Annotated in this window: 20 protein-coding genes and 1 pseudogene; 12 read left to right on the top strand and 9 right to left on the bottom strand. The window is 73.0% G+C overall.

Features of this window, described 5'->3' with window-relative positions; genetic code table 11:
* The first annotated feature begins 290 nt into the window (after positions 1–290).
* From OHQ87_RS11975 to OHQ87_RS11965, 3 genes and pseudogenes are all read left to right on the top strand, one after another.
* Positions 291–2012: a cellulose binding domain-containing protein gene (locus OHQ87_RS11975; RefSeq protein WP_328347840.1), complete on the top strand. Its 1722-nt coding sequence runs from the start codon at positions 291–293 to the stop codon at positions 2010–2012.
* Positions 2013–2108: 96 nt separating this feature from the next.
* Positions 2109–2607, top strand: a pseudogene (locus tag OHQ87_RS11970) (methyltransferase domain-containing protein); the annotation flags it as partial.
* 122 nt (positions 2608–2729) lie between these two features.
* Positions 2730–3335, top strand: a complete 606-nt coding sequence (locus OHQ87_RS11965; protein WP_328347838.1) for a YdeI/OmpD-associated family protein — start codon at positions 2730–2732, stop codon at positions 3333–3335.
* Positions 3336–3342: 7 nt separating this feature from the next.
* Here OHQ87_RS11965 and OHQ87_RS11960 read toward each other — a convergent pair whose 3' ends face one another.
* Genes OHQ87_RS11960 through OHQ87_RS11945 form a run of 4 tightly spaced genes read right to left on the bottom strand, consistent with a single transcriptional unit; the run spans position 3343 to position 5860 of the window.
* The gene (locus OHQ87_RS11960) at positions 3343–3900 is read right to left on the bottom strand and encodes a GNAT family N-acetyltransferase (RefSeq protein ID WP_328347836.1); all 558 of its coding nucleotides are present in this window, start codon (positions 3898–3900) and stop codon (positions 3343–3345) included.
* Between the two features lie 31 nt (positions 3901–3931).
* The gene (locus OHQ87_RS11955) at positions 3932–4339 is read right to left on the bottom strand and encodes an arsenate reductase ArsC (RefSeq protein WP_328347834.1); all 408 of its coding nucleotides are present in this window, start codon (positions 4337–4339) and stop codon (positions 3932–3934) included.
* Positions 4340–4385: 46 nt separating this feature from the next.
* A complete protein-coding gene (gene arsB / locus OHQ87_RS11950) occupies positions 4386–5474 on the bottom strand; it encodes an ACR3 family arsenite efflux transporter (RefSeq protein WP_328347832.1) in 1089 nt (362 codons plus the stop codon).
* Positions 5471–5860, bottom strand: coding sequence for an ArsR/SmtB family transcription factor (locus OHQ87_RS11945; protein WP_328347831.1), 390 nt, complete (start codon positions 5858–5860; stop codon positions 5471–5473). The genes arsB and OHQ87_RS11945 overlap by 4 nt, the downstream gene beginning before the upstream one ends.
* A 135-nt stretch (positions 5861–5995) precedes the next feature.
* Here OHQ87_RS11945 and OHQ87_RS11940 point away from each other — a divergent pair, with 135 nt between their 5' ends.
* From OHQ87_RS11940 to OHQ87_RS11915, 6 genes are all read left to right on the top strand, one after another.
* Positions 5996–6493: a GNAT family N-acetyltransferase gene (locus OHQ87_RS11940; RefSeq protein ID WP_328347829.1), complete on the top strand. Its 498-nt coding sequence runs from the start codon at positions 5996–5998 to the stop codon at positions 6491–6493.
* Positions 6494–6521: 28 nt separating this feature from the next.
* A complete protein-coding gene (locus tag OHQ87_RS11935; RefSeq protein WP_328347827.1) occupies positions 6522–7925 on the top strand; it encodes an FAD-dependent oxidoreductase in 1404 nt (467 codons plus the stop codon).
* A 373-nt stretch (positions 7926–8298) separates the two neighbouring features.
* Complete coding sequence (locus tag OHQ87_RS11930) at positions 8299–11010, top strand: fibronectin type III domain-containing protein (protein ID WP_328347825.1); 2712 nt, start codon at positions 8299–8301, stop codon at positions 11008–11010.
* A gap of 37 nt (positions 11011–11047) precedes the next feature.
* Entirely contained in the window at positions 11048–11950 is a 903-nt protein-coding gene (locus OHQ87_RS11925) for a hypothetical protein (RefSeq protein WP_328347823.1), read from the top strand.
* On the top strand, positions 11950–12897 hold the full coding sequence (locus OHQ87_RS11920; protein ID WP_328347821.1) for a nucleotidyltransferase family protein: 948 nt from the start codon (positions 11950–11952) through the stop codon (positions 12895–12897). Before OHQ87_RS11925 ends, OHQ87_RS11920 begins: the two co-directional genes overlap by 1 nt.
* Complete coding sequence (locus tag OHQ87_RS11915) at positions 12890–13315, top strand: lasso peptide biosynthesis B2 protein (RefSeq protein ID WP_328347819.1); 426 nt, start codon at positions 12890–12892, stop codon at positions 13313–13315. The genes OHQ87_RS11920 and OHQ87_RS11915 overlap by 8 nt, the downstream gene beginning before the upstream one ends.
* Positions 13316–13356: 41 nt before the next feature.
* Here OHQ87_RS11915 and OHQ87_RS11910 read toward each other — a convergent pair whose 3' ends face one another.
* From OHQ87_RS11910 to OHQ87_RS11890, 5 genes are read right to left on the bottom strand one after another with little or no spacing between them, the layout of a single operon-like run.
* Positions 13357–13635 (bottom strand): PqqD family protein, encoded by a 279-nt coding sequence (locus OHQ87_RS11910; protein WP_328347817.1) that lies wholly within the window; start codon positions 13633–13635, stop codon positions 13357–13359.
* Positions 13632–14840 (bottom strand): asparagine synthase-related protein, encoded by a 1209-nt coding sequence (locus tag OHQ87_RS11905; RefSeq protein WP_328347815.1) that lies wholly within the window; start codon positions 14838–14840, stop codon positions 13632–13634. Before OHQ87_RS11905 ends, OHQ87_RS11910 begins: the two co-directional genes overlap by 4 nt.
* The gene (locus OHQ87_RS11900) at positions 14833–15735 is read right to left on the bottom strand and encodes an ABC transporter permease (protein ID WP_328347814.1); all 903 of its coding nucleotides are present in this window, start codon (positions 15733–15735) and stop codon (positions 14833–14835) included. Before OHQ87_RS11900 ends, OHQ87_RS11905 begins: the two co-directional genes overlap by 8 nt.
* Positions 15732–16346 (bottom strand): ABC transporter ATP-binding protein, encoded by a 615-nt coding sequence (locus OHQ87_RS11895; RefSeq protein WP_328347812.1) that lies wholly within the window; start codon positions 16344–16346, stop codon positions 15732–15734. Before OHQ87_RS11895 ends, OHQ87_RS11900 begins: the two co-directional genes overlap by 4 nt.
* Before the next feature lie 24 nt (positions 16347–16370).
* Positions 16371–16532, bottom strand: coding sequence for a lasso RiPP family leader peptide-containing protein (locus OHQ87_RS11890; RefSeq protein WP_328347810.1), 162 nt, complete (start codon positions 16530–16532; stop codon positions 16371–16373).
* 700 nt (positions 16533–17232) lie between these two features.
* On the opposite strand from OHQ87_RS11890, the gene OHQ87_RS11885 reads away from it, so the two are divergent.
* The 3 genes from OHQ87_RS11885 (at position 17233) to OHQ87_RS11875 (ending at position 23040) form a co-directional block, all read left to right on the top strand.
* Entirely contained in the window at positions 17233–18216 is a 984-nt protein-coding gene (locus OHQ87_RS11885; RefSeq protein ID WP_328347808.1) for an AraC family transcriptional regulator, read from the top strand.
* A 77-nt stretch (positions 18217–18293) separates the two neighbouring features.
* On the top strand, positions 18294–18584 hold the full coding sequence (locus OHQ87_RS11880; RefSeq protein WP_328347806.1) for a GNAT family N-acetyltransferase: 291 nt from the start codon (positions 18294–18296) through the stop codon (positions 18582–18584).
* Positions 18585–18756: 172 nt separating this feature from the next.
* Positions 18757–23040, top strand: a complete 4284-nt coding sequence (locus OHQ87_RS11875; protein ID WP_328347804.1) for a family 43 glycosylhydrolase — start codon at positions 18757–18759, stop codon at positions 23038–23040.
* Positions 23041–23072 lie beyond the last annotated feature (32 nt).

The raw sequence follows: 23072 nt of genomic DNA, 5'->3' as shown, positions 1-23072 counted from the left end.
TTCCGGACGGTTGCGCACGGTCGCCGCGCACCCCGTGGCGGTGCGCCACGATCGGGATGCCGCCCGGAAAGGTGCGGCCCGTTGGTGCCGCCCGCGCATGCTTGACCCCTCCGGAAGGGGAAACTAAACTCCGGCCGTTAACGTTCACAATTATCACGATCGATATGTGCTGTCGAAATGCCGACGGTGAGGTCGAGGTCACCCCGTGGCGACGCAGCAGATTCGGTGCCGACCGGGTCGATGGGGCCGGGAAGGCGCGTATCACCACCACCACCAGGAGGACGGAAGACATGACGCAGGATCAGATGGGGCCGGTGAGCGGCGAGCGAAAGCCGTTGAGCCGCAGAGTCGTCCTGACCACGCTGGGGGCCCTGCCGGTGGCAGCGGCCACGGCGGCCCTGGGGGCCACGGAGGCCTCGGCCGCACCGGCGAGCATCAACCCGTCGGCATCGCGGCAGACGATCAAGGGGTTCGGCGCGATGGCGCACGCCGCCTGGATCGGCGACCTGACCGCCGCCCAGCGGGACACGGCGTTCGGCACCGGCGAGGGCCGGCTGGGCTTCTCCATCCTGCGGATTCCCGTCGGCGAGAGCCAGGCGGACTTCGGCCGTGACCTGGCCACGGCGAAGCGCGCAGTCGAACTCGGGGCGACCGTCTTCGCGTCGCCGTGGAACCCCCCGGCCAGCATGATCGAGACCTTCACCCGGGGCAGCCAGACCAACGCGAAGCGGCTCCGGGCCAGCTCCTACGGTGCCTACGCCCAGCACCTGAACGACTTCACCGTGTACATGCGCAACAACGGGGTCAACCTCTACGCCATCTCGGTGCAGAACGAGCCCGACTACGCGCACGACTGGACGTGGTGGACCTCCGCCGAGATCATCAAGTTCCTCAAGGAGAACTCCGGGGTGATCAGCACCCGGGTCATGGCCCCGGAGTCCTTCCAGTACGTCAAGTCGATGTCGGACCCGATCCTCAACGACGCCACCGCGCTGGCCAACGTGGACATCATCGGGGCCCACCTCTACGGCACCTCGTACTCCAACTTCCCGTACCCGCTGTTCAAGCAGAAGGGGGCGGGCAAGGAACTCTGGATGACCGAGGTCTACTACCCCAACAGCAACGCCAACTCGGGCGACGCCTGGCCCGAGGCGCTCGACGTGGGGGAGCACATCCACCGCGCCATGGTGGACGCCGAGTTCCAGGCGTACGTCTGGTGGTACCTGCGGCGCAGCTACGGCCCGATGCGCGAGGACGGCCAGATCAGCAAGCGCGGTGCCATGATGGCGCACTTCGCCAGGTTCGTCCGCCCCGGCTACGTGCGGGTCGACGCGACGGCGAACCCGGCGTCGAACGTCTACGTCTCGGCGTACCGGGGTGGGAACACCGTGGTCATCGTCGCGGTCAACAAGAACACCTCGTCGGTGAGCCAGCAGTTCACCCTGTCGGGCACCACCGGGTCCAGTAGCGTCTCGAACTGGCTGACCGACGGGAGCCGGACCGTCGCGCCGCAGAGCGCGCTCACCATGTCGAACGGCTCCCTCACCGTCACCCTTCCCGCGCGCAGCATCATGACCTTCGTGACCAGCGTGGGCGGCACCACGCCGACCCCCACGCCCACCATCACCTCCACGCCCACTCCGACCCCCACCCCCACCCCGACGCCCACTCCCACGTCCACGCCCGGTGGTGGGACCGGCCCCCGGGTCACCTACACGATGAGCACCTGGGCCTCCGGCTTCACCGCCAACATCGCCATCACCAACACCGGCACCTCGACGATCGACGGCTGGACGTTGGCCTTCACCCTGCCGTCGGGCCAGTCCGTCACTTCTGCCTGGAACGCCACCATCTCGCCCACCAGCGGCCAGGTGAGCGCCCGCAACGTCAGTTACAACGGCACGCTCGCCCCCGGTGCCACCGTCGAGATCGGCTTCCAGGCCAACCACACCGGCAACACCGCCGAACCGACCGCCTTCACCCTCAACGGCATCCCCTGCACCGTGGCCTGACCGGCCGACGCAACGACCTCCGCAAGCCCGACTAACGAGTGAACGAACGGGTACGGCCCTCCGTCGCCGGAGCGGCCGTACCCGTTCCACATCAGACTGGAGGCGCGGGCGATGGGGATTCCGACGACACCGGAGGAACAACTGCGCGGGTCCGGCGCGCAGGTGTACGACACCATCGAAACCGCCTGCCCGGCGACGCGGCGCACCGAACCCCGGATCGCCGCGCGCCTCTGGGCCGCCCTGGGAGACGCCCGGACGGTGCTGAACGTCGGGGCCGGCACCGGTTGCTACGAGCCACCCGACCGTGCGGTCACGGCGGTGGAACCGTCGGCGGTGATGCGGGCGCAGCGTCCCGTGGGTGCGGCGCAGTGCGTGGCCGCCGCCGAGCGGCTGCCGTTCGAGGACCGATCCTTCGACGCCGCGATGGCGGTCAGCACCGTCCACCACTGGCCGGACCAGGGTCGGGCCGCAGGCCGAACGGCGGGCCGTCCGGTTGCTGCGGGAGGACCTCGCTTCGGGGCGGTGGGCGGAGCGCAACCGCGACCTCGTCCGGCTCGACACCGCAGAGCTGGGCCTGCGCCTGCTCGTGGCCTGAGCACGCCGGCCGGCGAACCGGTCCGCCGGGCGGTCGACGTGGCGGTCCCGGTGGTGCCGACGGACGCCCGGGTCGGTCCCGACCCGGGCGGGTCTGTCACCCGTGGCGGCTAGCCTGCCCTCATGGTGAGCGCCGAACTGGATGAGTTGATCGTCGCCGACGCGGACGCGCTGCGTGCCTGGTTGTCGGTCCACCACGCCACCTCGCCGGGCGTCTGGCTCGCCCTGACCCGCAAGGGCGGCACGGTCACCACGCTGACCTGGCAGCAGGCGGTCGACGAGGGCCTGTGCTTCGGCTGGATCGACGGCCAGGCCCGCAAGCGGGACGAGCAGAGTTCCTGGATCCGGTTCACTCCTCGCCGGGCGCGTAGTTCGTGGTCGCAACGCAACGTCGCCCATGTGGCCCGGCTGGAGGAGCAGGGGCGGATGCAGCCCTCGGGCCGCGCCGCGGTGGAGGCCGCGAAGGCGGACGGGCGGTGGGCGGCCGCCTACGCCCCGCCGTCGGAGGCCCAGGTGCCGGCCGACCTGCTCGCGGCCATCGCGGCCGACCCGGCCGCCCAGGCCATGTTCGACGTGCTCACCAGCGCCAACCGGTTCGCGCTCATTCACCGACTCAACGCGCTGAAACGGGCGCAGACCCGCGAGCGGAAGATCGGTGAGTTCGTCGCTATGCTGGCCCGCCACGAGACGATCTACCCGCAGAAGGCCAGGCCCCCGCAGTCGCCGTGATCCCTGTCTATCGGGGCGTTGCGCGCCAGGTGTCGGCGTGCAGGGCGTAGGTGTAACCGTCCACCCAGCCCCGTTCGGCGTGCCAGGAATCGCCGACGCCGTGCTGCTCCCGACGCATCCCGACCTTTTCCAGCACCCGCACCGAGGCGAGGTTGTCGGCGAAGCAGCCGGCGGTGATCCGGCGGACGCCCAGCCCGGTGAACGCGTGGGCCACCATCGCGGCGACCGCCTCGGTGGCGTAGCCCCGGCCGCCGTGGGCCGGGTCGAAGATGTAGCCGAGCTGCGCCTCCGTGCGTGCCGGCATGCCCGGCTGGCCCATCCCGTCCACCACGTCGAGCGAGACCGTGCCGATCACCAGGCCGGCCAGGGTGACCGCCACGCTGTGGTCGTCGGGGTCCGCCGCCGCGCGTCGCCACGCCGCCCGGAAGGCCACCGGCTCCACCTCGGTACGCAGCAGCCAGTAGGTGACCTCCGGCAGGTTGCGGTATTCGAGGATCCGGTCGACGTCCTCGTCCCGGACCGGGCGGAGTGCCAGCCGGGCGGTGCGCAGCGTGGTGCCTTCCATGCGGTCGGACTCTAACCCACCGTGGCCGGGGTCAGCCTGCCGGTCGCAGGTCGGCGAGGAGCTGCTCCACCCGGGCCCGGATCTCGTCGCGGATCGGGCGGACCGCCTCGACGCCCTGCCCGGCCGGGTCGTCGAGCTGCCAGTCCTCGTAGCGCTTGCCGGGGAAGACCGGGCAGGTGTCGCCGCAGCCCATGGTGACGATGACGTCGGAGGACTCGGCGGTGGCGTACTCCAGGAGCTTGGGGGTCTGGTCGGTGAGGTCGATGCCGACCTCGGCCATGGCCTGCACGGCGGCGGGGTTGACGGTGTCGGCAGGGGCCGAGCCGGCGGAGCGGACCTCGACGGTGTCGCCGGCGAGGTGGCGCAGCCAGCCGGCGGCCATCTGGGAGCGGCCGGCGTTGTGCACGCAGACGAACAGGACGCTGGGCTTGTCGGTCACGATGGTTCCCTTCGGGGCGGCCCGGCGACGAGTCGGGCCGGGCGGATCAGGGGCGGGCGACGGTGACGGGGAAGAACCGGCGGCGGGCCCACCGGGAGACGTAGACCAGGCCGACCAGGACGGGCACCTCGATGAGGGGGCCGACGACCCCGGCGAGGGCCTGACCGGAGGTCACGCCGAAGGTGCCGATCGCGACGGCGATGGCGAGTTCGAAGTTGTTGCCGGCGGCGGTGAAGGCCAGCGTGGTGGTGCGCGGGTAGCCGAGGCCGAGAGCCCGGCCGAGCAGGTAGGCACCGGCCCACAGCACCGTGAAGTAGACAAGTAGCGGCAGGGCTATCCGGGCGACGTCCAGGGGCTGGCCGGTGATCGCGTCGCCCTGGAGGGCGAACAGGATCACGATGGTGAACAGCAGCCCGTAGAGGGCGGCCGGGCCGATCCGGGGCAGCAGCCGGGACTCGTACCAGTCGCGGCCCCTGGCGCGTTCGCCGAGGCGGCGGGTGAGGTAGCCGGCGACCAGCGGGATGCCCAGGAAGATCAGCACGTTGCCGGCGATGTCCCAGCCGGAGACGGCCAGCGCGGCGCCGGGCAGGCCCAACCAGTCCGGGAGCACGGTCAGGTAGAACCAGCCGAGCAGGCCGAAGGCGAGGATCTGGAAGACCGAGTTGAGGGCGACCAGCACGGCGGCGGCCTCCCGGTCACCGCCGGCGAGGTCGTTCCAGATGATCACCATGGCGATGCACCGGGCCAGGCCGACGATGATCAGGCCGGTCCGGTACGCGGGCTGGTCGGCCAGGAAGAGCCAGGCGAGGGCGAACATCACCGCCGGGCCGACGAGCCAGTTGAGCACCAGCGACGACACCAGCAGTCGCCGGTCACCGGCGACGGTGTCGAGCCGGTCGTAGCGGACCCTGGCCAGCACCGGATACATCATGATCAGCAGGCCGAGGGCGATGGGCAGCGAGATCCCGCCGATCGTCACCGCGTCCAGGGCGGCGTTCAGCCCGGGGACCAACCGGCCCAGGAGCAGGCCGACGAGCATCGCCAGACCGATCCAGAGCGGCAGGAGCCGGTCGAGGCGGGACAGCCGGCCGACCACGGCGGGAGCGGCGGGGGAGTCGTGGGTGGTGGTGCTCACGGGCACTCCCGGCGGGTGCTCGCCGGCGCGACGGTGAGCAGCGCGGCGAGCTGCCCCAGGAGTGCCGGCCGGGCCCGGTAGTAGACCCAGGTGCCCCGCCGCTCGGCGTCGACCAGCCCGGCCTCGCGCAGCGTCCGGAGGTGGTGCGAGATCGTCGGGCCGGTCAGGTCGAACGCCGGGGTCAGGTCGCAGACGCACACCTCGCCGCCCTCGGCCGAGGCGATCATCGACATCAGCTGCAACCGCACCGGGTCTCCGAGGGCCTTGAAGGCCGGCGCGAGCGCGGTGGCGGTCCCGGCCGGCAGGCGCTGCTCCGCCAGGGGCGGGCAGCACGGTGCGTCGGCGCCCAGGTCGACGGGGGTGAGGGCCCCCGGTTGTTTAGACATGCTTCTAGGTTGACACTAATCTAATCAGCGTGCAACTGTCTGACCCGACGGACGTCGCATCGTGCGGCGCTCCGGTTCCCGCCCGCCGCCGACCTGGTCACGGGCGGTCCCGCCGAGGTCGAACGGAGCCCGCTCATGGCCGACGTCACCCTTCGCCGCATGCGCGCCGACGACGCCGACCGGGTGCTGGCGATCTACCAGGCCGGCCTCGACGCCGGTGCCGCCAGTTTCGAGACCACCGCGCCGGCCTGGGCGGACTTCGACGCCACCCGGCTGCCCGACCACCGCTTCGTCGCGGTCGACGGCGACGACATCGTGGTCGGGTGGATCGCCGCCGCACCGACCTCGGCCCGCCCGGTCTACGCCGGGGTGGTGGAGCACTCCGTCTACGTCCACCCCGCCGTCCGACGGCGTGGGGTGGCCCGGCTGCTGCTCGACACGCTGATCACCTCGACCGAGGCGGCCGGCGTCTGGACCATCCAGTCCGGGATCTTCCCGGAGAACACCGCCAGCCTCGTCCTGCACCGGCAGGCCGGGTTCCGGGTGATCGGGGTCCGCGAGCGGGTGGGCCGGCACCACGGCCGGTGGCGTGACGTCGTCCTGCTCGAACGCCGCAGCCCCGTCGTCGACTGACACCACCACCAGCCTGAGGAGTCACCTGATGAGCACCATGGACAGTCTGCCGGTCGTGGTGATCGGTGCCGGCCCGGTCGGCCTCGCCGCCGCCGCCCACCTGTACGAGCGCGGCCTGCCCGGCCTCGTCCTCGAAGCCGGCGACGGCCCCGGCGCGGCGGTCCGCCAGTGGGGACACGTCCGGCTCTTCTCCCCCTGGCGGTACGACATCGACCCCGCCGCCCGACGACTGCTCGACGCCGCCGGCTGGGTCGCCCCGGACCCCGAGGCGCTGCCCACCGGCGCGGAGTTCGTCGCCGACTACCTCTGCCCGCTGGCCGAGCTGCCGAGCCTCCGGCCCCGGCTGCGTTACCACGCCCGGGTCGAGGCGATCAGCCGACGAGGACTGGACCGGCTGCGGACCGCCGGCCGCGACACCACCCCGTTCCTGGTCCGCCTCGCCGACGGCGAGGAGATCGCGGCCCGCGCGGTGATCGACGCCGCCGGCACCTGGGGCACGCCGAACGTCCTCGGCGCGGCCGGCCTGCCCGCCCGTGGTGAGCGGGCGGCGGGCGACGTCGTGGCACACGCGCTGCCCGACGTGCTCGGCCCGGATCGGGACCGGTTCGCCGGCCGACACACCCTGGTCGTGGGGGCCGGGCACTCCGCCGCCAACACCCTGCTGTCCCTGGCCGAGTTGGCCGCCACCGTACCCGGCACCGAGGTGACCTGGGCGATCCGGTCCGCCTCCCCGGCGCGTACCTACGGCGGCGGTGACGCCGACGCGCTGCCGGCCCGGGGCGCCCTCGGCACCCGCCTGCGCGCGCACGTCGATGCCGGCCGGATCCGGCTGCTCACCGGCTTCTCCGTGCACGCCCTCACCCCCGCCGACGGGCGGATGACAGTGGTGGTGCGGCACCCCGACGGGAGTGCGGAGACGGTCACCGTGGACCGGGTGGTGGCCGCCACCGGCTTCCGCCCCGACCACTCGATCGCCACCGAACTGCGGCTGGACCTGGACCCGGTGCTGGGTGCGACCCGGGCCCTGGCCCCGCTGATCGACCCCAACGAGCACTCCTGCGGGACGGTGCCCCCGCACGGCGTGGACGAACTCGCCCACCCGGAGCCCGGCTACTACGCCGTCGGGATGAAGAGCTACGGCCGGGCCCCGACGTTCCTGATGGCCACCGGCTACGAACAGGTCCGCTCGGTCGTCGCCGCCCTCGCCGGGGACTGGGCCGCCGCCCGCGACGTGCGGCTCGACCTGCCCGAGACGGGCGTGTGCAGCAGCAATCCCGCCGACACGGTCGACGGCGACGACTGCTGCGGTGCCCCGACCGTCGAGCCGGCCGGGCGGGGCCTGGCCACCGGTCTCGCCGGCGGGCTGCTCGCCGCCCCGCTGAGCCTGGTCACCGTCGATGCCGCACCCGCCGGGGGGTGCTGCTCCGGCTGACCCGTGCCACCGCCCCCCGGTGCCCGCCGACCCGTCGGCGGGCACCGTCCGTGATGGCCGGCGGTCGCCGCGGGCACCGGTCCGGAGGCGAAACCATGGTTCCGGTACGCGCAGCAGCACAGTGTCAGGTAGGCGACGCAGCCCGCGCGGCCCCTCGCCACGGCCGGATCGACAGCCGTTCCAATGTCCTCTGAGCTGGGAAAACTGGTAGGAACAGATCGAGATTCGACTTCCCGTCGACGGCGGGGAGCGGGTCGATTTCCGCCGGTCACCTTCGCGGTACGGGGCATCAGGCATGCGGTCCAGAGCCGAACGGCTGCCTCATCCCTTCCTCCGTGGTGGCCCACCGCCCCCCGAAGAGGGAGAACACTTCATGTCCCTAGTGCACCGACTCCACCCACGGGCGGCCTTCGTCGCCGCCCTGCTGCTGCTTGTCGGCCTGCTCACCGCACCCACCTCCGCCTCGGCGCGTGACCCCGGCCGGTCCGTCCCGCCCCCGGCGTCCACACTCCACCGCCCGCTTCCTGCCGCGCCGGCCACCACCGTGGCGGCCCGGCCGAAACCCCCGGCGGCCCCGGCCGCACCCACCGCCACCCGCTTCCGCACCACGGCCACGGTCAGCTGGAAGGCGCCGGCCTCGCCGGACACCGCCATCACCGGGTACGCGGTGACCGCCTACCGGGACGGGAAGAAGACCCGCTCGGTCTCCTTCGACGCCTCGACGACCAGCCGGAAGGTCTCCGGGCTGACGGCGAAGGGCAGCTACACCTTCACCGTGGCGGCGAAGAACGTCGCCGGGACCAGCCCGGCCAGCCCACGCTCGAAGGCGGCGAAACTGCTCGCCCTGCCGGGTGCCCCGACCATCATCGCGGTCACCGCAGACACCGCCTCGGCCCTGCTGAGCTGGACCCCCGGCCCGGACGGCGGTTCGCCGATCCTCGGCTACCGGATCACCCCGTACGTCGCCGGGGTGCCGCAGGCCGCCCAGACCTTCGGGCCGGCCACCACCAACACGGTGACCGGCCTGGTCCCGACCACCACGTACACCTTCACCGTGGCGGCCCGGACCGCCGCCGGCACCGGCCCGGAGTCCGCGCCGTCGTCGGCGGTGACCGCGAACGTGTCGCCGACCCTGCTGTTCGACGCGCCCACCGAGGCCACCCTCGGGGTCGCCTACACCGCCACCCTGAACGTCACCCACGGCGTGCCGCCGTTCATCTGGTCGGTGGCCTCCGGCACGCTGCCACCCGGGTTGATCCTCAACCCCACCACCAACGGCATCTCCGGGGTGCCGACCGCCCCCGGTCAGTACCCGGTGGTGATCCGGGTGGTCGACGCGGCGGCCCGCTCCGGCACCCGGTTGATCGTGATGACCGTCAACAAGACGCCCATCCTGAACTTCCCGCCGCCCCCGCTGGCCGAGGTCGACGCGATCTACTCCGACCTGCTCACCGTGGTCGGTGGCACCGCGCCGTTCACCTGGGGGATGGCCGACGGCATCCTGCCGCCGGGGCTGACCCTCGACCCGGCGACCGGCCTGATCTCCGGCCGGCCGACCACGGTCGGCACCTTCCCGGCCACCGTCCAGATCACCGACGCCAACGGAGTCACCGCCACCAAGCAGATCCGCCTGGTGGTGCAGCCCAAGAGCGTGGTCACCCTGACCGCCTCCACCGCCGCCACCACCTTCGGCACCTCGGTGCACTTCACGGCCGTCATCGGGCCGGGCCAGGCCGACGGGACCGTGACGCTGATCGAACAACAGCCCAACGGCGTCGAGACGCGGCTCGGCACGTTCCCGGTGGCGCTCAACCGGTCGGAGTTCGACCTGAAGCTGCCGGCCTTCGGGCTGAACGCGTTCCGGGTCCAGTACGACGGGGTCTCCCCGCTGGCCGAGGCGGTGTCCAACGAGGTCGCCATCGAGGTGTCGGCCGTGCCGGGCCAGGTGTTGATCAACCAGTTCGCCCAGTCCGGCATCAACGGGCTGAAAGACCAGTTCGTCTCGGTGATCAACACGACCAGTCTCGACCTGCCGATCGCCGGGTTCCGCATCGAGTACCCCGGTGGCGGGACGGTCCTGGTGCCGGGCTCCGCCCGCGCGCTGCCCCCCCGTCACGCCTTCCTGTTCACGTCGCCCGGCTACTCGCTGTTCAACATCCAGCCCGACCTGGTGGTGTCCGGCCTGGGCCAGGGCGGCCTGCGGCTGCTGGCCCCGGACAGCGCGCACACCGTCGTCGATGCCGCCGGGTCCACGGTCGGCTACGCCGAGGGCACCCCACTGCCGGCCTTCGGCAGCCCGCCGTTCGTGCCGCACGCCTGGAACCGGCTCGGCGTCGCCGGCGTGCCCCAGGACACCAACGACAACGTGGCGGACTTCCGGCTGGTGGCCACCGTCTTCGGCCCGATCAACGGGGTGCCGTCGGCACTGGGCACCCCGTCGCCGCAGAACAGCCTGGGCACCTACCAGCAGAACGCCGCGGTGCAGTCGACGCTGCTCGACCCGGTCGTCGCCCAGGGCAGCCCGCCCAACCGGGTCCGGGTCGACGGCACCCCGGGGTCGCTGATCATCCGGCGCACCCTCACCAACCGGTCCAGCGCGCCGATCACCCAGGCGCGGATCAGGATCACCAGCCTGAGCCAGGAGAACGGGGCGCCGCTGCCCGGTGCGTCGTCGCCGGCCGTCCACTCCCACATGCGGGTGGTCAACCCGGTCAACGCGACCAGCTCGATCACCATCAGCACCGGTCAGACGCTGCTGGTGCGCAACCTGTCGATGGACGCGCCGGCGACCAGCCCGCCCGGTGGTGGGCTCGGCACCACCCTGACGATCCCGCTCGACCTCGGCGGGCTGCGGCCCGGTGGTGAGGTGCACATCGCGCTGAGCTTCGCCGTCGACACGCCGGGGACCTTCTGGATCGCGTACGACGTCGACGCGCTCGGCGGCGGTGCCGTGCCCACGGTGGCCGGGTCCGGCAAGACGGCCAAGAAGGCCACGGCGGCCAAGTCGGCGAAGCAGCGGGCGCTCGACGCCCGCCGGTTGGCCGAGTCGAAGAAGCTGAGCCTGATCACCGGCACCGTGCGCTGAGGCACTGTCGCATCAGGGGTGCGGGTGGCGGGTCACCATGACCGCCACCCGCACCGCCGTGCCGACGACGGTCGTTGACCAGGACATGAACGGGGGAGCGATGGGGGCGACCGGGCGGTCCGTCTACGGGCTGTGCGTGCACGGGTTGGACGAGGTCGAGGAGCTTCCCCCGGCGGGCGCCCACCCGGATCGTCCGGCGGTACGCCTCCGGCAGACCACCGTCGTGCCGCCACCGCCGATCCCCATCGATCTCGACGGCGGGGTGCGGGTCCTCGCCGACGGGCGGACCCTCGCGGTGGACCGGCGGCGGGGCACCGCCACCTTCCACGGCCCGCCGCTCGCCCCCGACGTGCTCGCCCACCCCTACCTCGCCCCGGTGGCGACGGTCTTCAACCGGTGGGCCGGCCGGGAGACGTTCCACAGTGGCGCGTTCGTCCACGCCGGGCGGGCCTGGGCGGTGCTCGGGCCGCGTACCGCCGGCAAGAGCAGCCTGCTCACCGCCCTGGCCGCCCGGGACGTCCCGGTGGTCGCCGACGACATCCTGGTGGTCGACCGGACCGAGGTCTACGCCGGCCCGCGCTGCATCGACCTGCGGGAACCCGTGCCGGGGCCGGCGCTGTCCACCCGGGCGGTCCGGGCCGGTGAGCGGCTGCGGGTGGCCCTGCCGCCGATCGCCGACCGGACCCCGCTGGGTGGCTGGCTCTTCCTCGGCTGGGGCCGGACGCCGACGACGACCCCGGTGCCCCCGGCCGAGCTGCTGGCCCGGCTCGCCGGCTGCCGGTCCTGGCACCGGTTGCCCACCGACCCGGCCGCCCTGCTGGGCCTCGCCGCCCTGCCGGCGTGGGACCTCACCCGGCCGCGTGACTGGGCCGCGCTCGGGCCGACCCTGCGGCTGGTCGAGCGGACCCTGACCGCCGCGCGGGCCGTGGCGGCGTCCTGATGACCGCATCGCAGGCCACCGGCGCGGCCGTCCGGCACCTCGCCCTCGACGCGACCGCCGTGGCGACCTGCGCCCGGCTGGCCGACCAGGGGATACCGGCCATCCTGCTCAAGGGGGCCGGGCTGGCCCGCCGTCTCGGCACCGAGGGACGCCGGGTCTATTCCGACGTCGACCTGCTGGTCGCGCCGGACGACTTCGACCGCGCCGAAGCGCTTCTCGCCGGGTCGGGCTTCCGCAGCGCGTTGCCGCCGGGCCGCCCCGATCCCCGGCTGCTCTGGTATGAGCGCCCCTGGTACGCGCCCGGCCCGGCACCGCTCGTCGTCGACCTGCACCGGGGCTTTCACGGGGTGGCCGACCCGCAGGCGTTCTGGACCCTGCTGTCGGCGTCGGCGCAGCGGCTGCCGTTGGCCGGCGGCACGGTCGCCGTACCCGACGTGGCCGCCACCGCCCTGCTGGTCGCGGTGCACGCCGCGATGCCCGGTCGCTCCGACCGGCCGTACGCCGATCTGCAGCGTGCGTTGGTGGTCTTCCCGGTCGAGGTGTGGCGGGCGGCCACCGTGCTCGCCAGACAGACCGGCGCGGTGCCGGCGTTCGGCTTCGGGCTGCGCCTGGCTCCGGGCGGCGCGGAGCTGGCGGACCGCCTCGGCCTGCCCCGGCAGACGAGCCGGACGCAGTGGGCCGCCGTGCGCCGGGTCTCCGGCCCCGCGTACGTGCTGGCCCGGCTCGCCGAGCTGCCCACCGGACGGGACCGGTGGCGGCACCTGGTGCCGTACCTCCTGCCACCACCCACCGCGATGCGGCACGGCAGCCGGCTGGCCCGACGCGGCCCGGTGGGCCTGTCGGCCGCCTACCTGCTGCGTTTCGCCCGGCAGGTCGCCAGCCTGCCGACGGCGGTGCGGGAACTGCGGACCGCGACCCGGTTGGCGCGGCGCTCCCGCCATGGCTGACAGTCACCGGTCGATTCCGCGCGCCCTGGTGCGGGCGCTGCGCCGTGGCGGCCTGCCGGCGGCCCGGACGGCCCTCTGGGCGGGCCGGGCGGTGCGTCAGGTCCGTCGGCAGCTCGCCCGGCACGGCATGACCGACCTCCGGCTGCCGGCCCCACCGTCCGACGCCGCCGCCCACCGCGCGGTGGTGTTCGGCGTGCTGCGCCGGACGGGGGCCAACTGTCTGGAACGCTCCCTGGTGCTGCAACGGTGGTACGGCGGTCAGCTGGTCGCCCGGACGATCGTGATCGGGGTGACCGCCCCGAGCACCGGTTTCCACGCCCACGCCTGGCTCGACGGCGACACCGACGCCGAGCGGGAGGCCATGGTGGAGATCCTTCGCCGGCCCACCCCGCCGGCCTGGTTGGGCGAGCGGTCCTGACGTCGGTCAACGGCCTGGCGGGCGAGCGTCCGCGACGGCGGTCACGGCCTCGGTAGCAGTCCGTGTCGGCGCAGGTCGTCGAGGAAGGCCGCGACGTCGGCGCTCGCCCGGTCCCGGTCCACGGCGACGTCGTCCACCAGCACGGTCACCAGTTCCCGCTGGGTCGCGCCGTCGACCAGACGCTGCCACAGCAACGCCCCGCAGCGGTCCAGTCCGAAGTAGACCGAGCGCTCGGTGTCCAGCACGACCACCTCGTCGCCGGCCCGCCGCCAGGCCACCCGGCTCGGGTCCACCCGGTGCACGGTCTCCGGCCGGCTCACCCGGTCACCTCCGCGTCGGCTCCGGCGCGTCGCCCTCCGGCCGGCGGTAGCGGTCGGACCGGCGTGGCCCGTGGCGGGAAGCGGGGGGCCGGGGCCGGTGCGGTCGCGAGCCAGAGCTGCTGGACCAGGGCGGCGGTGCCGCCGGGGATCGGCCAGCGGGACCAGGTGTCGCGCAGCGCGACCACGTCGACCAGTTCCGGGTCCGCGCCGGTGCCGTCCCAGGAACGGACGAACTCCCGGGTCGGGGTACGCAGGAAGACGTCGCGGAAGTGGGCCTTGCGGCGGGGCGCGGTGACCTCGGGCGGCAGGGCGTCGCCGACGATCTCGGCGAGCAGACCGTCCCGGGAGGTGCGGTGCCGTGGCCCGGCCAGCGCGGTGAGCGCGTCCAGGAAGGCGTGGTCGAGCAGCGGGTGGACCGGGGTGACGTCGTGGTCCTCGGCGACGGCGGTGAACGCCGAACGGGTGATCACCAGGTCGCGGCGGCGGAGGTGCCACGCGACGCGGGGTCCGAGCCGGCGCGGCTCGGCCCGCTGCTCCGCCCGCAGCGCGCGGTCGACCTGCCGGGCTGTCTCCGCCGGCAGCCACGGGAACAGCCGCCTCGGCCGGTGCCGGCGCGACAGCTCACGGGCGAGGACCCGGACCCGGCCCAGGCGGGCCCGGGTCGACCGGGGTGGCGGACGACGCCACCCGGACAGCACCTGGTCCCCGCCGAGTCCGGTGAGCAGGCTTCCGCCGCCGGCCAGCTCCAGCAGCGGCAGGTGCAGGTGCAGGTTCACCGGATGCCGCACCCCGTACCGGTGGAGGAAACGGCCGGCGACCGGGCCGACCAGGTCCAGGTCGTGGTCGGCCCGCAGGATCTCCCACGAGGCCCCGACGCCGAGCGCCGCGACGACCCGGTCCTGCCAGGACGACTCGTCGGCCCGGGGTGCGCCGGTGAACCGCCAGGTGACCGGGACCGGGTCGGGTAGGCCCTCCCACCGGGCCACCCGGACGGCCACGGCGAGCACCAGCGACGAGTCCAGCCCGCCGGAGAAGCTCACCAGGCACGGCGGTCGGCTCAGCGCGGGCAGCACCGCCCGTTCCAACGCGGCGAGCGGGTCCGGGGCGACCGGGGGGACGACCCGCAGCGTGGGCGGCCCCACGCCCAGCACGGTGCCGGACGCGATGTCGAACGGGGTCGGGCGGAGCATTGGCACCTCAATCACGGGTGAGGGTTCCCCGGGCGGCGGCGATCCGCAGCGCGCGCCCGAAGACCCAGGTCGACAGGGGTAACAACAGCACGGTGGCGGCCAGCAGGGTGAGTGCGGAGCCGGCCCAGGCGCCGCCGGACAACGCGGCGCGCAAACCGTCCAGCGCGATCCGGCTGGGCAGCACGGCGGTCAGCGCCGGTAGGTCACCGGGGAGCGCGGTCACCGGGAAGTACGTCCCGGACACAAAGGACACCCCGACGACCAGCAGTCGGGCGGCGGCTTCGCCGTGCCCGGCGGCGACGGCGAACCCGGCGAGCCCGATGCCGATCCCCATCATCGCCGCGCTGCCGGCCACCAGGACCGCGACGACGCCCCACCAGTCGGCCCGCCCGGTGTGCAGGCCGAACAGCGCGTGCAGCAGGAGCAGGTAGACCCCGGCCCGCAGCAGCGCCAGCAGGAACGGGTACGCCGCCGTGCCGACCGCGAGGGCGGACGCCGGCACCGGCTGGGCGACCAGCAGCTCCAGCGTGCCCCCGCGCTGCTCCCGGGTCACCCGGGAGGTCAACTGCGTGGTCGCGGCCTGGAGGACGAGCATGAAGACGATGCCGACCGCGACGAAGTCGAAGTAGGTCGTCGCGCCCAGCGGATGGGCCGCCCCCGGAGGGGTCAGCACCCGGGAGATGAACAGGAAGACCAGCAGGTTCACCACCCCGAACACGAGATCCAACAGCAGCGGCAGCCGGAGCAACTGTCGGTCGCCGAGGTCCCGCCGGATCAGGGCGAGTACGGCCCGACCGCCCGCCAGCGCGAGCCCGACCCGACCGGCCGCCCCTGCTCCGGGCCGGGGAGCCGGACCGGGGGCGGCCGGAGCCGAACGGGGGCGGACCTGTGGGCCGGTCAGCGGCGTCATCCGACCGCTGCCAGGGTGAGCTTCCGGGGGCACCGGCTCCCGTCGTCGGGGTGGTGGGAGGCGACGACACAGGTCAGCTCCGCCCGTCGGTCGAGAGCCTGCCAGAGCAACCGCCGACCCTGGTCGTCGAGGGAACGCCCCGGCTCGTCGAGCAGCAGCAGCGCGGGTGCGCCGACGAGTGACCGGGCGATGCTGACCCGGGCCCGCATGCCGGCCGAGCAGCGGCCGGCCGGCACTTCGGCGTAGCGGGTGACGCCGAACTCCTCCTCGATCCCGGTGACGGCGGCGCGGACGGCCCGCCGGGGCAGCCGGAGGCGGGCGACGAGCGTGATGTTCTGGCGTGCCGTGAGCCGGTCGTAGAGCCCCTGTTCCGGTGCCAGGCACACCCCCGTCGCGCGCCTGGCGCCCGGCGAGCCGACCGGATGACCGGCCACGGCGGCCCGTCCGGCACTCAGTGCGAGCGTGCCGGACAGACACCGCAGCAGGGTGGTCTTGCCGGCTCCGTTGGGCCCGGCCAGGAGCACCCGCTCGCCGGCCGCGACGTCGAGGTCGAGGCCGGCGAAGACGGTGCGTCGACCGAACCGCCGGGTAGCCCGGACGAGGGACAGCATCGGTACCCCGGCTCCCCGCACGGCTCAGCCGAGCGAGGCGTCGCCGTTACCGCCCAGCCCGTCGTCCGGGCCGACGGTGCCACCCCGGGTGAGTTCGGCGAGGGTGCCCAGCCGGGTGACTGTCGGGGGCTGGTAGCCCGGGGCGTGCGGTGTTGTCCGGGTGCCGTCGATTTCGCTGCGTTCCATGTCAGTTCCTTGCTTCGGTAGGTGTCTGCCCAGGATGACCTGCGGGGAAGATCAAATGGGCGATTTACCTGGATAGTAGCTTACGTCGGCATATGTCTACTGCTGGCCCGGGTGGCCGGGCGGAGGCGACCGCCGTCGGGATAAACGCGTCGACGCCCGGCTGGTCACGCTGTTGGCGTCGGTCGTTGCGCGGGAAACGTGCGGTGCCGTCCCGGGCCGGTGCCCGTGCGGGCACCCCGCCCGGCAGGTCGTGCCGTGCGACTGCCTGCGGATGGCCTGCGGGTAAAGGGTTTCCGGCGTTCGTCGGGCGACCTCACGTGACGGCACAGGTGCTGCTGGAGGCCGCCTTCGAGGTTGTTCGCGCGGTGGGACCGAGGTCCGGGGAAGGTGGGCAGTGGCAATTTCGACCCACGTCTTCGTTTTCGGCAACCCTTCGACTCTGCGCGTAGATAATCGTTTCGGCGCTGCTGGGCGTGGTTCAATTTTCGCCTTTCACTACCTTGCTGCGCGTATAGAGAATCCTGCGGTCAGGAGGTTTGCCCGGTCGGGCGTGGCGCTTCACGCATCGTTGATTTCGCCTATAGTGCGGCTTTATTGGATTTCCGCCGGTCGGCGCTCAGCCGGAGGGCGTGGCAGCGGGAGGGTATGGATGGCGGGCTATCGGCCGCCGATGACCCGGCGGCCGACGGTGCGACCAGCCGTGGACGCCGATCCCGAGGCCGGGGTGAAGACGCCGCCCTGGCAGCGGTTCACGTTGACTGATGTCGACGAGGTGCGCGCCTTCTTCCGGGCCACCTTCGCCGACATCTCCGTCCTGCACGAATCCGTCGGGCCCGAGGGGGTGGAGCTGCAGGGCATGGGCCTCGCGCTCGGCGACGTCGCGTTGACCGGCCTGCGGTACTCGGCCGGTATCCGGGTGGCCGGCGTCGCGCGTGACCTCGTCAACATCATTCAGGTGCGAGCCGGACGACTCGTCGTCGCCGACAGCCGGGACAGCTACCGGGTGACACCCGGCCATGTGGCGCTAATACCCGCCGACGTCACGCTCGAGCTGGAATGCGATGCCCTGGAGTCGTTCACCGTCGGGCTCCCCACGACGTTGCTCGACGAGGTCGCCCGCGGCGGGGAGGGCGGCGACCCGGTGGTGCGTTTCGAGGGCATCCGACCGAGGTCGACCGGCCTGGAACGGCACTGGCTGGGGACGCTGGCGTACGTGCAGCAGGTGGTGCTGGCCGATGCCGACCTGATCGCCAATCCGCTGATCGTCGGGCAGGTCCGGCACATGCTGGCGACGGCGGCACTGGCGGTCTTCCCGTGCGCCACCACCGTCCCTCGGCAGCGTGCCCCGGCCAACCTCTCGCCCGCCGTCGTACGCCGGGCGATGGACTACGTGGACGCGCACATCGACCGGTACGTGTCGCTGGTGGAGCTGGCCGGGGCAGCCGGGGTGTCCGCCCGGGGGTTGCAGTACGCGTTCCGCCGCTACCAGGACACCACCCCCGCCCGGTACGCCCGCCGGGTCCGGCTGGAGCGGGCCCACCAGGATCTGCTCGACGGTGACCCGGCGAACGGTGACACGGTCACGGCGATCGCCGCCCGGTGGGGGTTCACGGACGCGAAGCGGTTCGCCACCGACTACCGCGCCGCCTACGGCCAACCGCCGAGCCACACGCTGCGGGCCTGACCCCGGTTCGGTAGGCGGCGGTGCCTTCGCGGGTCGTACCCGCACGGGCGTGTTTGGATGGTCGGGTGGAGTTCACCGTGACAGACGCGCCGGACCGGGAACGGTTCGAGGCGCGCGACGAGACCGCAGCGCTGGCCGGGGTCGTCACCTACCAGCTGACCGGTGCCATCATCGCCTACACGCACACCGAGGTCGATCCGGCCTTCGAGGGGCGAGGGGTCGGGTCGACCCTGGCCCGCGCGGTGATGGACGACGCCCGGTCCCGGGGGCGGACGGTGGTGCCGATCTGCCCGTTCCTGCGTGACTGGCTGGATCGGCACCCGGAGTACGCGGACGTCGTGGTCCGGTCCACCCGCAGGATCAAGTAGGGCGGTGGGTCGGTCCCGTGTCGCCCGGCGGCGTCGGGCGTACCCACGGGTCGCCGCGCGGTGAGCGGGCGTGAGCGCAGCGCATCGGCCGGCCACGGCTCCTTGACGGGGTCTGTTTGTTGCGTTGACAATTCCAGCCTGTTAACGCTCACATGACGCCGAGGATCCCCCCATGCCCTCAGCAGTTCCCCGGAACCACCACCCCGCCACCCCCACCCCCCGCCGCACCACCCGCACCCGGGCGTTCGCCGCCGCCACGCTGCTCACCCTGCTCGCCGCACTGACCCCCGCCGTGGCGACAAGGGCCGACGCGGCTGCCGCCGACGTCACCGACGGGCTGTTGCTGCGCTACGACCTCGACCAGCGCACCGGCACCACGATCACCGACACCTCCGGGCACGGCAACGACGGCACCCTGGTCGGCGGCGGCACCTGGACCGGCCCGGACGGGCTGCTGCTCGACGGTGTCGACGACCACGTCAAGCTGCCGAACAACATCCTGGCCGGCCTGTCGTCGGTCACCGTCGCGGTCGACGTCCTCGTCGACCCGACACAGCAGACCCCGTACTTCCTCTGGGGACTGGGCAACCCGGCCACCTCCGCCGCCGGCACCGGCTACCTGTTCGCCAGCGGCGACGCGTTCCGCGCCGGCATCACCACCACCAACTGGTCCGGCGAGAAGGTCACCGGCACCGGCGGCAACCTGGCCCGGGGGGTGTGGAAGTCGGTCGTCTACACCCAGACCGGCACCACCGGCACCCTCTACGCCGACGGCGTGCAGGTGGCCCGGAACACCGCCGTCACCGTGCCGCCCAGCGCCGTCGGCAACGGCGTCACCACCGCCAACCACCTCGGCCGGTCGAACTACGGCACCGACCGGTTCCTCAAGGGACGGGTGGCGAACTTCAGGATCTACGACCGGGCCCTCACCGCCGCCGAGGTCGCGGTGGTCGCGCAACCCGAGGAGTCCGACCAGACCCGGGCCGAGACGGCCGCCGCCGCGCTGTCCCTGGTGCACGCCGACGACGTACGCGGCAACCTGACCATGCCCGCCACCGGCCGGCACGGCGCGACAGTCACCTGGCACTCGGCCCGGCCCGAGGTGGTCGCCGCCGACGGCGTGGTGCGTCGCCCGGCGCACGGCGCGGGCGACGCGACGGTCCCGCTGACCGCCACCGTCACCGTCGGCAGCGCCACCGCCGAGCGGACCATCACGCTGACCGTCCGTGAGCTGCCGGCCCCCGCGCCGTACGCCGGTTATGCGTTCAGCTACTTCACCGGCAACTCGATCGCCGGGGAGAAGATCTACTTCGCCGCCAGCCGGGGCAACAACGCCCTGCAGTGGACCGAGGTCAACGGCGGCCAGCCGAAGCTGGAGTCGACCCACGGCACGCTGGGCCTGCGCGACCCGTTCCTGATCCGCAGCCCGGAGGGGGACCGGTTCTTCCTGATCGCCACCGACCTGTCGATCGGGCGCAACGGCGACTGGGATGCCGCCCAGCGCCGGGGCAGCCGCTACCTCGAGGTGTGGGAGTCCACCGACCTGGTCAACTGGTCCGCGCAGCGGCACGTCGAGGTGTCCCCACCCACCGCCGGCAACACCTGGGCGCCGGAGGCGTACTGGGACGCGGCGCGCGGTGAGTACCTGGTGTTCTGGGCCTCGAAGCTGTTCGCCGAGAACGACCCCGACCACACCGGCAACACCTACAACCGGATGCTCGCCGCGACCACCCGCGACTTCGTCACGTTCAGCCCGGCGACGGTCTGGCAGGACCGGGGCGAGTCGCGGATCGACTCCACGATGATCCGCGAGGGCGACACCTACTACCGGTTCACCAAGGACGAGGGCGGCGGCGGCACCGGCTGCTCCGACATCATCCAGGAGCGATCGACCTCGCTGACCGCCGTCGACCTGCCCGGCCGGCCCGCCTGGACGATGCTCGACTCGTGCATCGGCCGCGACGCCGGAACCTCCGCCGTCGAGGGCCCCACCGTCTTCAAGGCCAACCCCGGCGACACCTCCGGCTCGCGGTACTACCTCTTCGTCGACGAGTACGGCGGCCGGGGCTACATCCCGCTGGGCACCGACGACCTGGCGAAGCCCGACTGGAAGGTGCCCGCCTCCTACCGGCTGCCGGCCAGCCCCCGCCACGGCACAGTCATCCCGGTCACCCGCGCCGAACTCGACGCGCTCACCGACGCGCCGCCACCGGTGAGCGCCAACGCCGACGGTGTGGTCGCCCACTACCGGCTCGACCAGGCAGGCGGCAGCACGGTCACCGACGACTCCGGCAACGGCCACCACGCCACGCTGGCCGGCGACGCCCGCTGGGACGACGGCAGCCTCACCCTCGGCGGCGCCAACGGCCACGTCGACCTGCCCGACAACATCATGGCCGGGCTGGACGAGATCACCGTGTCGGTGGACGTCAACATCGCCGCCGACCAGGCCACCCCGTACTTCCTCTGGGGGCTCGGCAACACCGACTCCGCAGGCGTCGGCAACGGTTACCTGTTCACCACCGGCAACGACTACCGCACCTCGATCACCCTGGGCAACTGGACCGGCGAGCAGACCGTCACCGGTGGCCGGGCGGTGCCCCGGGGCTCGTGGCGGACCCTGACGTACACCCTGAACCGGGCCGGCACGGCGCGGATCTACCTGGACGGGGTGCGCGTCGCCGAGAAGACCGGGCTGACCGTCGCGCCCGGCGACATCGGCGGCGGCCGGACCACGGCCAACTACCTCGGCCGCTCCCAGTACGCCAGCGACCGTTACCTCAAGGGCCGGGTACGCGACTTCTCCCTCTACAACCGGGCGCTCACCGACGCCGAGGTCGCCGCGCTGGGCAGCAACGGCACCAGCGTGGTCTCCGTCGAACTCGACAGCCTCAAGGTGCCGGCCATCGTGGACGCCGCCACCGGCACCATCACCCTGCCGGTCCGGCCGGGCACCGACCTGACCACCCTCGCCCCGCGCTACCTGGTCGCGCCGACCTCCACGGTCAAGCCCACCGGGCCGCGCAACTACACCCGGCCGGTGACGGTCACCGTCACCAGCGCCGCCGGGGCCAGCCGGGCCTGGACGGTCCGGGCGGTGCCGATGAACACCCCGGTGCTTCCCGGCTTCAACGCCGACCCGAACATCGTCCGGTTCGGCGACACCTACTACATCTACGCCACCACCGACGGCTTCCCCGGCTGGGGCAGCTCGACGTTCACCGTCTGGTCCAGCCGGAACCTGGTCGACTGGACCGCCCACGACACCATCCTCGACCTCGGGCCGGACATCAGCTGGGCGGACACCAACGCCTGGGCGCCGGCGGCGATCGAGAAGAACGGGAAGTACTACCTCTACTTCTCGGCGCAGCAGAACATCGGTGTCGCGGTGGCCGACTCGCCGCTCGGGCCGTTCGTCGACCCGCTCGGCAAACCCCTGGTGAGCAAGGCCGACTACGGCAACGCCCAGCAGATCGACCCGGCGGTCTTCACCGACGACGACGGGCAGAGCTACCTCTACTGGGGCAACGGCACCCCGTACGTGGTCCCGCTGAACGCCGACATGATCTCGTACGACGTCGGCAGGCGGGTCCGGCTGACCGGGCTCACCGGCTTCCGCGAGGGCCTGTTCCTGCACAAGCGACAGGGCGTCTACTACCTGTCCTGGTCGATCGACGACACCGGCAGTGAGAACTACCGGGTCGGCTACGGCATCGGCAGCAGCCCGCTCGGGCCGTTCACCAGCAAGGGTGAGATCCTCACCAAGGACCCGGCCCAGGGCATCCTCGGCACCGGTCACCACTCGGTCGTCCAGGTTCCGGGCACCGACGACTGGTACGTGGCGTACCACAGGTTCGCCATCCCGGGCGGCGACGGCACCCACCGGGAGACCACCGTCGACCGGCTGTACTTCGCGGACGACGGCACCATCAAGCCGGTGGTGCCCACGCTGAGCGGTGTCGAGCCGTTGCGCTACCGGGGCGGGCAGCCCCGGCTGCGGATCACCGATCCCGGCGCGGACGGCTGGTACGGCGCCAACGCGGCGCTCACCCTGACCCACGGGGAGCTGATCCGGCTGGTCGAGTACCAGATCGACGGGGGAGGCTGGTTCCCGTACCGGGAGCCGGTGGCCCTGCCGGCGGGCCGGCACACGGTGGAGTACCGGGCGCAGGGGGTCAACCTGTTCTGGAGCGCGCCCTGGGCGACGTCGGTGCAGGTGGACCGGGTCGCGCCGACCGCCGAGGCGACGCTCGCCCACCGCGCCCTGGTGGTCACCGGCCGGGACGCCGGCTCCGGGGTCGCCCGGGTCGAGTACCGGCTCGACGGTGGGGAGTGGACCACCTGGACCGGGCCGGTGCCGCTGGACGACCAGGCACACGGGGTGCGCTACCGCGCGGTCGACGTCGCCGGCAACGTCGGCGAGGTGGCCGTCCTGAGGGTTCCCGCCGTGCGCTGACGACCGGTGACGCCCCGCCCGGTCGGACGTTC

This window comes from Micromonospora sp. NBC_00421 (genome assembly GCF_036017915.1).
Classification (GTDB): Bacteria; Actinomycetota; Actinomycetes; order Mycobacteriales; family Micromonosporaceae; genus Micromonospora.
Note: the sequence above shows the minus strand (reverse complement) of the source record. Positions and strands in the feature narration are given on the sequence as shown.